Genomic DNA, 11,444 nt, shown 5'->3' on the forward strand with positions numbered 1-11,444 from the left:
CCCGCCCCGCGACCCCAACGGTGACCGTGGAGGGGCACCACGCGCCACCCTCCACGGTCCACCTTCGAAAGGATCCGATGGCCACCACCACCGCACCCGGCCCGGTCCAGTCCACCGGGAAGCGGGCCGGGCACGGCGGCACCGACCGGCCGCGCCGCCGCGGGCCGCGACGGTCCCGCCTGCCGTACCTGCTGCTCGTCCCCGCCCTCGTCCTCGAGCTCGGCATCCACGTCGTACCGATGCTCGTCGGGGTCTGGATGAGCCTGCTCGAGCTCACCCGCTTCCACATCCGGGACTGGTCCACCGCCCCGTACGTCGGACTGGCCAACTACCAGGTCACCTTCGACTTCGACTCGGCGACCGGCAAGGACCTGGTGCACTCGTTCTGGGTCACCATCGTCTACACGATCGCCTCGGTCGGCATCTCCTGCCTGCTCGGCCTCGCCGCCGCGGTCTTCCTGCAACGGCCGTTCCGCGGCCGGGCCCTGCTGCGGACCCTCTTCCTCACCCCGTACGCGCTGCCGGTCTACACCGCCGTGATCACCTGGAGCTTCATGTTCCAGCGGGACACCGGCCTGGTGAACCACGTACTGGGTCAGGTCGGCCTGGTCGACCCCGACGACGCGCCGTTCTGGCTGATCGGCGGCAACAGCTTCTGGTCCCTGCTGATCGTCTCGGTCTGGCGCTCCTGGCCGTTCGCCTTCCTCTGCCTGATGGCCGGACTGCAGAACGTCCCCAACGAGCTCTACGAGGCGGCGGCCATCGACGGCGCCGGCTTCTGGCGACGGCTGCGCAGCGTCACGCTGCCCCTGCTCCGCCCGGTCAACCAGGTGCTCGTGCTGGTCCTCTTCCTGTGGACCTTCAACGACTTCAACACCCCGTACGTCCTCTTCGGCGGCGCCGCGCCCCGGGAGGCCGACCTGATCTCGATCCACATCTACCAGAACTCCTTCGTCACCTGGAACTTCGGTCTCGGGTCGGCGATGTCCGTGGCGCTGCTGCTCTTCCTGCTCGTCGTCACGGCGCTGTACCTGGTCGTCACGAACCGCAGGAGGGACCATGCGTGAGACCACCGGCGAACGCTGGGCCCGCCGCATCGTGCTCAGCCTGCTGACCCTGTTTGTCATCACCCCGCTGTACGTCATGCTCAGCTCGGCGCTGAAGCCGCTGCGTGACGTGCAGGGAGCCTTCACCTGGATCCCGAGCCGACCGACCATCCAGCCGTTCCTGGACATGTGGCGGACCGTCCCGCTCGGCCGGTACATGCTCAACAGCCTGCTGGTCGCCAGCATCGCCGCGGTCGTCTCGGTGGTGGTGGCGATCTTCGCCGCCTTCGCGGTCAGCCGGTACCGGTTCCGGGGCCGGCAGCTCTTCTCGGTCACCGTGCTGTCGACGCAGATGTTCCCCGGCATCCTCTTCCTGCTGCCGCTCTTCCTCATCTACGTCAACCTCGGCAACATCACCGGGATCGAGCTGTACGCGACCCGGCTCGGGTTGATCATCACGTACCTGACCTTCTCGCTGCCGTTCTCGATCTGGATGCTGGTCGGCTACTTCGACTCGATTCCGCGCGGCCTCGACGAGGCGGCCCAGGTCGACGGCGCCGGGCCGATGCGCACCCTGTTCCGGGTGATCCTGCCGACGGCGGTGCCGGGCATCGTCGCGGTCACCGTGTACGCCTTCATGACCGCCTGGGGCGAGGTGCTGTTCGCCTCGGTGATGACCGACGAGAACAGCCGTACCCTCGCCGTCGGCCTGCAGGGATACGCCACCCAGTACAACGTCTTCTGGAACCAGGCGATGGCCGCCTCGGTCGTGGTGAGCATCCCGGTGGTCGTCGGCTTCCTGGCTCTGCAACGCTACTTCGTCGCCGGCCTCACCGCCGGCGCGGTGAAGTAGGCACCGGCGGGTGGAGCCGACCACCACCGACCGGCGGGGGACCACACCGGCCCCGGCAACGGCGCGCGCCCCGCCGGGCGACCACCGGCGTGGCGACCCGTCCACCCCTGTCCGTCACGCCCGCCCTGTCCGTCGCACCTGCGCCCGGCAGGGCCCGGCCACCGAAGCGTCAAGCAAGAACCAAGAGGAGAGTCGACAAGTGTCGGACCTGTCCAAGTTGCCACCCCACTTCACCTGGGGCGTCGCCACCGCGGCGTACCAGATCGAGGGTGCCGCCGCGGAGGACGGCCGCAAGCCGTCCATCTGGGACACCTTCAGCCGGGTGCCCGGCGCCGTCGACAACGGCGACACCGGCGACGTGGCCTGCGACCACTACCACCGCTGGCCCGAGGACGTGGAGCTGATGCGCCGCCTCGGCGTCGACGCGTACCGCTTCTCGGTGGCCTGGCCGCGGGTCGTCCCAGACGGGACCGGCCCGGTCAACCCGGCCGGGCTGGCCTTCTACGACCGGCTGGTCGACGGGCTGCTGACCGTCGGGATCCGGCCGCTGGTGACGCTCTACCACTGGGACCTGCCGCAGGCGCTGCAGGACCGCGGCGGCTGGCCGGAGCGGGCCACCGCCGAGGCGTTCGCCGAGTACGCCGGCCTGGTCGCGGGCCGGCTGGGGGACCGGGTCACCGACTGGGTGACGGTGAACGAGCCGCTCTGCATCTCCTGGATCGGTCACCTCGAGGGCAAGATGGCCCCCGGTGAGCGGGACCTGACCCGGGCGATCGCCACCTCGCACCACGTACTGCTCGGGCACGGCCTTGCCACCGCGGCGATCCGGGCCGCCTCGCCGACGCCCGCCTCGGTCGGGATCGTGCTGAACCCGAGCCCGTGCGAGCCGGCCAGCGACCGCCCCGAGGACGTCGCGGCGGCGATCCGGGCCGACGGGCACGTCAACCGGTGGTGGCTCGACCCGCTGTACGGTCGGGGCTACCCCGCCGACATGATCGAAACGTACGGCGTCGAGCCCCCGGTTCACCCCGGTGACCTGGAGTGCATTGCCACGCCCACCGACTTCCTCGGCCTGAACTACTACTTCCGCCAGGTGATCGTGGACGACCCGCAGGGACCGGTCCCGTACGCCCGACAGATCCCGGTGCTGGGCGCGGTGCACACCGCGATGGACTGGGAGGTCCACCCGGCCGGCCTGGAGGAACTGCTGGTCTCGGTGCACGAGGAGTACGCGCCGAACCGGATCATGGTGACCGAGAGCGGTTCGGCCTGGCACGACGAGCTCACCCCGGAGGGCACCGTCGAGGACAAGGAACGCACCGACCACCTGGAGCAGCACCTCGAGGCGTGTGCTGCGGCGGCTGCCCGGGGCGTACCGATCGACGGCTACTTCGTCTGGTCGCTGCTGGACAACTTCGAGTGGGCATACGGCTACGACAAGCGGTTCGGCCTGGTGCACGTCGACTACCCGACGCAGCGGCGGACGATGAAGGCGAGCGGCCTGCGGTACGCCGAGCTGATCCGCGAACACCGGCGGCTCGTCGGCGATGTGGAGTCGTCCGCCCCGACGGTCTGAGAACCTCGCCGACCGGGCTCAGTCCCGGGTGGCCCGGACCGTCGACCGCGGTCCGGGCCCGGCACCCGGCACCGGCCCGGCCGTCGGGTCGGCTGGTCCCCGGTCGGCCGGCCCGTCTCGATCGGCGGACAGGTTCTGTGCGGCCGCTCCGTCTCGTTCGGGAAACCGGTTGTGCTGTGCGGCCGGCCGCGCTCGTCCGGGAGCCCGGTTGCGCTGCCCGATGCTCCGGACGAGCAGCCCGGCGGTGACCGCCGCGATCGCGCAGAGCGGCCAGAGCAGGCCGGGCGCGACCGAGTAGACCAGGGCACCGAGCGGTGGGGCGAGGATCGTGCCACTGGTCGCCGCGCCCAGGTAGAGGCCCTGGTACTGGCCGACCAGCGCGGGTGGCGCCGCGTCGAGGACGTGCGCCGTCGCCGTCGTCTTGTAGAGGATCTCTCCGCAGGTGAGTACCACCATCGCGCTGACCGCGAGCCAGGCCGCCGTCCCGAGGGAGAAGAGTCCGAAACCGAGCCCGACGAGGACGTACCCGGCGCCGATGATGCCGAGCGCGGAGTGCCGGCGCAGCACCGTGGCCACCGGGATCTCCAGGCAGAGGATCATCGCGGAGCCGAGGGCGATGAGTGCGGCGTAGAGCCCGACCGGCTGTCCGTGGTCGCGCAGGTGGACCGGCAGGGTGGAGTAGAGCTGCCGGTAGACGACGTCCACGACCACCACGGCCGGCAGCAGGGCCAGCAACCCGCGGTCGGCGCGGACCGCACGCCACAGCGCCCTGACCCCGGTGCCGGCGCCGGCCGTCGGCGCCGGGTCGGCCGGCAACAGCCGCGCGGTCGCCGCGCGGACCAGCAGGGTCAGCACACCGTCGATCACGAAGAGCCAGGTGAAGCTGTACGTCACCAGCAGCGCGCCGGCCGGTGGTCCGACCACGCAGCCGGCGTTGAACGCGGCCCGGGTGACCGCCACCGAACGACGTCGATCCCCGGGCGGTACGGCCATTGCCACGAGTGCCCCCTGGGCCACGCCCGAGGTGGCGTGGGCGTAGCCGACCACCGGCATGACCACTGCCAGTACGACAGCCGGCAGCCAGGGGACCGCGAGTGTCCCCAGTCCGGCGACCGCCGAGGCGACCAGCAGGGTCCGTCGGTGCCCGAACCGGTCACCGAACCAGCCGCCGGTGAGGTTGCCGGCCAGCAGTCCGGCCCCCAACGCGCCACTGATCAGTCCTGCCGGCCCGACCGGCAGGCCGCGTGGACCGGTGAGGTAGAGGAAGAGGTAGAAGGCGACGAAGGAACCGGCGGCGTTGACGAAGCGTCCGGCGGCGAGCGTCCAGACGACCCGGGGGATGTCCCGCATGCCGCTCCCGTCGATCTGTCCGTGGTTCCCGCTCCGGTGCCTGGTCACCAGCGTAGGTTAGTGAGTCCCATATTGGAACTGACCTGCCGGGCGTACCGGCTGCGGCCCGCCGGTCGGGCGAGGTACGACCGAGCGGGACCTGCTCCCGCCGACGCGGGTACGGTGTGCGGAGCCCATTGAAGGGCGACCACGTCCCGCCTGCTCGCACCACGTACCGAGGAGTCCAAGATCAGATGAGTGATCGGGTCCACACCCCCGAGCCGGGGTCCAAGAGCCAGTCGCGGCCGACCAAACAGGAGCGCAGGGCCGCCGCCGAGGCGGCCGCCGCCCGAGCCGCCGAGACCCGGGCGCACCGGCAGCGCTGGATCGGGGCGGTCGTCGGGGTCATCCTGGTCGGGTTGGGGTTCGCCGCGCTCATCGTGCTCCGGGACGATCCGGACAACCGGTCGGAGAACACCGCCGCGCCGGCGGCGAGCCAGCCGGCCGACAGCGCCCCGACCACCGCACCCACCCCTACACCGCCCGGCACGACCGGTCCGACGCCCTCGGCCGGCGGGCCCGAGGCGGACCTCGACCCCCGGCTGGGACAGCCGCCGGTCGTCGAGGCCGGCACGGGGGAGCTCAGCGAACTCGGCGTGACCACCCTGATCAAGGGCAAGGGGCCGGAGCTCGAGCGCGGCCAGACCATCCTGGCGAACTACGTCGGTGTCTTCTACGGCAGCGGGGAGGAGTTCGACTCCTCCTGGCGGCAGGGCCAGCCCGCGCAGTTCGAGGTCGGGGTCGGCAAGGTCATCCCGGGCTGGGACCAGGGGCTGGTCGGCGTACCGGTCGGCAGCCGGGTCCGGCTCGACATCCCGACCGACCTCGCGTACGGCCAGAACCCGCCGGAGGGCTATCCGCAGGGACCGCTGCGCTTCGTGGTGGACGTGCTGGCCGCCCGGTAATCCGCCCACGACGTGCGAAGGGCCGTGCGCACGGCCCCTCCGTCTCCGGACGCCAGGGTGTCCCGGCTCCGATGGCCTTTCCGGAGCGGTGTCACGACCCGACCGGGACCGACTCCTTCGGACGCCCGTCGGTGATGCCCTCGACCGCGTCGGTGGTCTCGCTGTCCCGGTGTGCCCGGTACTGCCGCACCGAATAGGCCAGCGCGAGCCCCCAGACCAGGTAGAGCACCGCGTAGACGGTGTATCGCACGGTGTCCGGGGCGTCGATCCAGTCGCTGCGCAGCAGGGTCCGGGTGTTGGTGACGATGATGAGGCCACCGACGGCCGAACCGAGGATCCGTGGCGGGATGTGCCGGACCAGCCAGGCCGCGATAGGCGCGGCGACCACCCCACCGAGCAGCAGCACCGCGACCCAGGCGAAGTCGACGTTCTCGCTGCCGAGCCCGACCAGGAAACCGACACTGGCGGCCACCGCCACCAGGAACTCGCTGGTGTCGATCGACCCGATCACCTTGCGGGGCGCGAGCCGTCCGCTGGCCAGGATCGCCGGGGTGCCGACCGGTCCCCAGCCGCCGCCACCGGTGGAGTCCACAAAACCGGCGACAAGTCCGAGCGGGGCGAGGAACCGCTTGCGCAGCGGCAGTCCGAGACGGTCCCGTCGGATGCCGAAGGCGGTGAACCGGACCAGGATGTAGACGCCGAGGGCGAGCAGCAGCAGCGCCATCACCGGCGCGGCCACCTCGGTGGAGAGGCTGGCCAGGAAGGTCGCCCCGGCGAACGCGCCGATCGCACCAGGTACACCGATCTTGGCGACCACCTTCCAGTCGACGTTGCCGAAGCGCCAGTGCGCGGCGCCGGAGGCGAGGGTGGTGCCGATCTCCGCGAGGTGCACGGTGGCCGAGGCGGCGGCCGGATTGGTGCCGATGGCCAGCAGGAGGGTGGTGGAGGTGACGCCGTAGGCCATGCCGAGGCTGCCGTCCACGAGTTGGGCACCGAGTCCCACCAGGGCGAGGAGCAGGAGTTTCCGCACGGGCGTTCCTTCCCGTCTGTGGTTGAGGGGCCGGCCGGGGCCGGTGAGCTGGCTGCCGGCACCGGTGCCGACGAGGGAGCGGCGGAGCGTCCGACCAGGTCCGGACGGGGGTGGGGGCGACGGTGTGCCTAATCCCCATCTAACCAATAGGGATTGTTTACCGGGTTGTCGTGGTAGTCAACCCCGTAACTCCCGTGCCCATCTCCAGCGCAGCATCAGGCGGGCCGGCAGCACACCGGCGGCGAGCGCCAGCAGCAGACCGCCGGCCACCACCGCGGCCACCGTCACCCAGGGCGCCACCAGCGCGACTGGTACGCCGACCAGAGTTCCCGGCCTCGGTACGCGGTCGCCACCCGCCGGTCGGTCAGCCGGTTCGCTCGCCGTGGAGGTGGAGCAGGACGAGTTCTCCCGGACGCAGCGGCGGGGCCTGCAGACCGGCGTGGTCCAGTGCCCGACCGGAGAGCCGGGTCCCGGCGCCGGTCAGCCAGGCCGGCGTGGCGGCCAGCGACGCTGGGGTGGACTCCGGGGCCAGCGCACTGATCCGGTACCGGCGGTCCAGGTCCAGCCCGGGCAACCGTACCGGTCCGGGTGTGGTGGTCGGTCCGGTACCGACGCCGACCAGTGCCATGATCGCCTCCGACCGGTCCGGAGCGATCACCCCGTGCACCCACAACGCCGGATCAGGGTGGTCGACCCGGACCACCGAGCCGCCGTGGATCAGGTCCCGGTGCCGCCTGTACACCGCGACCCACTCGGCGAGCTCCCGTTCCTCCTCGGCGGAGATCGTCGAGATGTCCCACTCGACGCCGAAACTGCCGAACAGCGCCGTGCCGGCCCGGAAGGCGAGACTGTGCGTCCGCCCGGTGTGGTGTGAGCGAGGTTTCCCGACGTGGGAACCGATCAGCTCGGGCGGCAGCAGCAGCTGCGTCCAGCGCTGGATCGACTGCCGCTCCAGCGGGTCGAGGCAGTCACTACCCCAGATCCGGTCGGTCCGCGCCAGGATCCCGAGGTCGACCCGCCCGCCGCCGGAGGCGCACGACTCGATCTGCAGCCCCGGATGCCGCTCCCGCAGCGTGTCCAACAGCCGGTAGAGCGCCCGGGTCTGCGCGTGCACCCCCGGCCGCCCGGTCGGCGGACGCCCCGCGTCGAGCAGGTCCCGGTTGTGGTCCCACTTCAGGTACGCGACGTCGTACTCGCGCACCAGGGTGTCGAGCCGGTCGAGAAGGTGGTCGTAGGCGCCCGGATTGGCCAGGTCGAGGACCTGCTGCCAACGTTGCGCCCGGGGCATCCGGCCGCCGGTGGCGAGAATCCAGTCCGGGTGCGCCCGGGCCAGCTCCGAGTCCGGATTGATCATCTCTGGCTCGACCCAGAGACCGAACTCCAGGCCGAGACCGCGTACGTGGGAGACCAGGGGGTGCAGACCATCCGGCCAGATGTCCGGGTCGACGTACCAGTCACCGAGCCCGGCCCGGTCGTCCCGGCGCCCCCGGAACCACCCGTCGTCGAGCACGAACCGCTCCGCGCCGATCCGCGCGGCGGCGTCGGCGAGCGCGGTCAGCCGCTCCAGCCGATGGTCGAAGTAGACCGCCTCCCAGGTGTTCACCACCACCGGCCGGGTACGCCGTCGCGGGCTGACCGCCCGGCGCAGGTGCTGGTGGAACCGCCCGGACATGTCGTCGAGGCCCACCCCGTACGAGCCGTAGAGCCAGGGGGTCCGGTACCCGTCGCCGGGCTGCAGCACCAGTTCGCCGGGGAGCAGTAGCTCACCACCGCCCAGCAGCGTCTCGCCCTCCGGCGTCCGTTCGGCGTGGATGCGGTGGTTGCCGCTCCAGCCGACGTGCAGCCCCCACACCTCCCCGGCCCGGAAACCGAAGCCGGCCGTGCCGGCCACCAGCAGCAGGGTGGCGTCCAGGCCGGGTTTGCCGCGTCGGCTCTCCCGCAGCCAGGTACCGACGGTGAGCGGGTGGCGCTGGGGCACCCGCTCCCGGCACCACCGGCCGGTGAGGTCGAGCAGTTCGTCCGCCCGGGGCGGCACCGGAAGCCCGACCGTCAGCCCGTCGAGTTGGTATGGCTCGGCCGCCAGGTTGCGTACCTCGGCGCGAAGCCCGACGAGCCCGCCCTGATCAAGGCCGATCTCGATGGTCAGGTCCAGGGCGGCGGTCTCGTCCCGGGCGGTCACCAGGACGCCGTCGGCCCCCTCGGCGGAGTCCTCGACCGAGCGCAGCCCGGTCCGGATGAACCGGGGGGACCAGTCCTGGCCGGCCCGGTGACCGGAGAGACCAGGCAGGCCGAACCAGGCGTACGTGTGCTCCGGCACGATGCCCACCGGCCGTCCGTCCGGCGCGCCGCGTCGGACCGGTCGGTGCAGCGCGGTGGCCAGGTCGGTGAGTTCCGGTCCGGTCAGCGCGCCGAGATCGGCACCCCAGTGCAGTACCACCGGCAGGCCGTCGTCCACGCAGGCCAGCAGCAGACTGACCCCGGCCCGGCGCAGGTGGACGAGGTCGCCGGCGTCACCGTCGGTCATTCCGACGCGTTGGTCACCGGCCGGTTCGGTGTGGTGGATCTGACGGGGAACGGTCACGGCGTACCTCCGGACGCGAAAGATCTCTCAGCACCTGGCCCGGGTAGCCTGCCTCCGCGGTCCAGCCCGGTCAACGTAGGGCGCCGCTCCGGAGGCCTGCCGGCGGTCCGGCCCCGGGCGTCCGGCCGGGAGCCGACGGCCCGGATGGTAAACCGGGTACGGGTCGGCCGTCGGGATGGTGGAGAATCGGCACCGTGACGGATAGCAGCCTCTCTCCCGCCACCACCGCCGGCCTGGTCGCCGTTCTCGACGACCTGCGGTGGCGTGGCCTGATGTTCGACTCGACCGGTCCCGACGAGTTGCGGGAGCACTTCGCCGCCGGCCCGGCGACGTTCTACGTCGGCTTCGACCCCACCGCCCCCAGCCTGCACATCGGCAACCTGCTGCAGATTCTGACCGCCCGACGACTGCAACTGGCCGGTCACCGTCCGCTGTTGCTGGTCGGTGGCGCCACCGGACTGATCGGCGACCCCAACGAGCGCGGTGAACGGGTCCTGAACAGTCCCGAGGTGGTCGCCAGCTGGGTCGAGCGGATCCGTCACCAGCTCGCGCCGTTCGTCTCCTACGAGGGGGCGAACGCGGCACAACCGGTCAACAACCTGGACTGGACCGGGGCGATGTCGGTCGCCGAGTTCCTCCGCGACGTGGGCAAACACTTCCCGGTCAACCGGATGCTGGCCCGGGAGGTGGTCAAGGCCCGACTGGAGACCGGGATCAGCTACACGGAGTTCAGCTACCAGCTGCTCCAGGCCAACGACTTCTACGAGCTGCACCAGCGGTACGGCTGCACCCTGCAGTTCGGTGGTTCCGACCAGTGGGGAAACATCACCGCCGGCGTCGACTACGTCCGCCGCCGTGGCGTGGGTCCGGTGCACGCCTTCGTCACGCCGCTGGTGACCAAGGCGGACGGGACCAAGTTCGGCAAGACCGAGGGCGGCGCGATCTGGCTGGATCCGACCATGACCAGCCCGTATGCCTTCTACCAGTTCTGGTTCAACACGGACGACCGGGATATCGGGCAGCTGCTGCGGTACTTCAGCTTCCGCGGCCACGAGGAGATCGAGGAACTGGAGAAGGCGACGGCGGAGCGGCCGGCGGCCCGGGCCGCGCAGCGTGCCCTGGCCGAGGAACTGACCACGCTGGTCCACGGCGCCGAGGAGGCCCGGCAGGCGGTGGCCGCGAGTCAGGCCCTGTTCGGTCGGGGGTCGCTCGAGGAGCTGGGGCCCGAGACGCTACGCGCGGCGTTGGCCGAGGCGGGACTGGTCAGCCTGGAGTCCCTGCCACCGGTCGCGGCGTTGTTCCGGGAGGCGGGTCTGGTGGGCAGCCTCAACGAGGCACGCCGGGCGATCTCCGAGGGCGGCGCGTACGTGAACAACGAGCGCGTCACGGATCCGGAGGCGGCGATCTCCCCGGAGACGCTGCTGCACGGTCGGTTCCTCGTGTTGCGGCGCGGAAAGCGTACGTTCGCCGGGGTGGAGTTGGCCGCCGGTCGATGATGTGACGGGGAATGCCACCGGCAGATTTGACGTCGGATCCCCGGACCGCGTAATTTTCTCTCTGCCCGCGGGGAACGGACGAAGAGCGCGAAACGCGCAAAGCGGCCGGACCGCAGGTGAGGTACCGGGTACGTCGACGAGCGCAGGTTCGCGACGGGCCTGGCGGGCGGGGTGACCCGGATCGCACGAGTGGCGATTTGGTGTTGCGGACCTGACCGAGTAGAGTTCATGGTCGGCAGTGAGCCCGGGCGAGCGTGTGGGTGACTCCACGAGCGGCCGGACTGCCGAAATCCTTGATCACGGTTCACTCGATGAGCTGTGCCGCGATCATGGAAATAGTTGATCGAATGAGTGGGATTTGAACCGCCGGAAAGCGGTTTGACGAAGCGAAAACGGTCCGCTAACGTAGAAAGAGCCGCCGGACGGAAACGCGAGGCGGAGGCAAGAGCCCCGAGTGGTTGGTCTTAGGATCTGCTGGTCGGTGTGTGTTTGTTCTTTGAGAACTCAACAGGGTGCTTGATAAGCCAGTGCCAAATTGTTTGTTTGGCAGCAAGTGTTTAATTTGTTG

The 11,444-nt window shown here is 70.9% G+C and carries 9 protein-coding genes; 5 read left to right on the forward strand and 4 right to left on the reverse strand.

Annotated features, from left to right (window positions below):
- Positions 1-77 precede the first annotated feature (77 nt).
- From ABGB05_RS29400 to ABGB05_RS29410, 3 genes are all read left to right on the forward strand, one after another.
- Positions 78-1,067 (forward strand): sugar ABC transporter permease, encoded by a 990-nt coding sequence (locus ABGB05_RS29400; RefSeq protein ID WP_347657174.1) that lies wholly within the window; start codon positions 78-80, stop codon positions 1,065-1,067.
- Positions 1,060-1,899 (forward strand): carbohydrate ABC transporter permease, encoded by an 840-nt coding sequence (locus ABGB05_RS29405; RefSeq protein ID WP_347657175.1) that lies wholly within the window; start codon positions 1,060-1,062, stop codon positions 1,897-1,899. Before ABGB05_RS29400 ends, ABGB05_RS29405 begins: the two co-directional genes overlap by 8 nt.
- 199 nt (positions 1,900-2,098) lie before the next feature.
- Positions 2,099-3,475, forward strand: coding sequence for a GH1 family beta-glucosidase (locus ABGB05_RS29410; RefSeq protein WP_347657176.1), 1,377 nt, complete (start codon positions 2,099-2,101; stop codon positions 3,473-3,475).
- An 18-nt stretch (positions 3,476-3,493) separates the two neighbouring features.
- On the opposite strand, the gene ABGB05_RS29415 is transcribed toward ABGB05_RS29410, so the two are convergent.
- The gene (locus ABGB05_RS29415; protein WP_347657177.1) at positions 3,494-4,873 is read right to left on the reverse strand and encodes an MFS transporter; all 1,380 of its coding nucleotides are present in this window, start codon (positions 4,871-4,873) and stop codon (positions 3,494-3,496) included.
- A gap of 185 nt (positions 4,874-5,058) precedes the next feature.
- Here ABGB05_RS29415 and ABGB05_RS29420 point away from each other — a divergent pair, with 185 nt between their 5' ends.
- A complete protein-coding gene (locus ABGB05_RS29420) occupies positions 5,059-5,769 on the forward strand; it encodes an FKBP-type peptidyl-prolyl cis-trans isomerase (protein ID WP_347657178.1) in 711 nt (236 codons plus the stop codon).
- Positions 5,770-5,860: 91 nt separating this feature from the next.
- Here the strand turns inward: ABGB05_RS29420 and ABGB05_RS29425 are convergent, their stop codons facing one another.
- From ABGB05_RS29425 to ABGB05_RS29435, 3 genes are all read right to left on the reverse strand, one after another.
- Positions 5,861-6,799 carry a sulfite exporter TauE/SafE family protein gene (locus tag ABGB05_RS29425; protein WP_347657179.1) on the reverse strand — a complete coding sequence of 313 codons (939 nt, stop codon included), beginning with the start codon at positions 6,797-6,799 and terminating at the stop codon, positions 5,861-5,863.
- 177 nt (positions 6,800-6,976) lie between these two features.
- On the reverse strand, positions 6,977-7,099 hold the full coding sequence (locus tag ABGB05_RS29430; RefSeq protein ID WP_347657180.1) for a hypothetical protein: 123 nt from the start codon (positions 7,097-7,099) through the stop codon (positions 6,977-6,979).
- A gap of 64 nt (positions 7,100-7,163) precedes the next feature.
- Positions 7,164-9,380, reverse strand: coding sequence for an alpha-galactosidase (locus ABGB05_RS29435; protein ID WP_347657181.1), 2,217 nt, complete (start codon positions 9,378-9,380; stop codon positions 7,164-7,166).
- Positions 9,381-9,574: 194 nt separating this feature from the next.
- On the opposite strand from ABGB05_RS29435, the gene tyrS reads away from it, so the two are divergent.
- Positions 9,575-10,876, forward strand: coding sequence for a tyrosine--tRNA ligase (tyrS, locus tag ABGB05_RS29440; protein WP_347657182.1), 1,302 nt, complete (start codon positions 9,575-9,577; stop codon positions 10,874-10,876).
- Positions 10,877-11,444: the final 568 nt, after the last annotated feature.

Source organism: Plantactinospora sp. B5E13 (assembly GCF_039871775.1).
Taxonomy (GTDB): domain Bacteria; phylum Actinomycetota; class Actinomycetes; order Mycobacteriales; family Micromonosporaceae; genus Plantactinospora.

Excerpts from the sequence above, each read along its gene's own strand:
- ABGB05_RS29400 (WP_347657174.1), top strand. The coding sequence starts at position 78 with ATGGCCACCACCACCGCACCCGGCCCGGTCCAGTCCACCGGGAAGCGG.
- ABGB05_RS29405 (WP_347657175.1), top strand. The coding sequence starts at position 1,060 with ATGCGTGAGACCACCGGCGAACGCTGGGCCCGCCGCATCGTGCTCAGC.
- ABGB05_RS29420 (WP_347657178.1), top strand. The coding sequence starts at position 5,059 with ATGAGTGATCGGGTCCACACCCCCGAGCCGGGGTCCAAGAGCCAGTCG.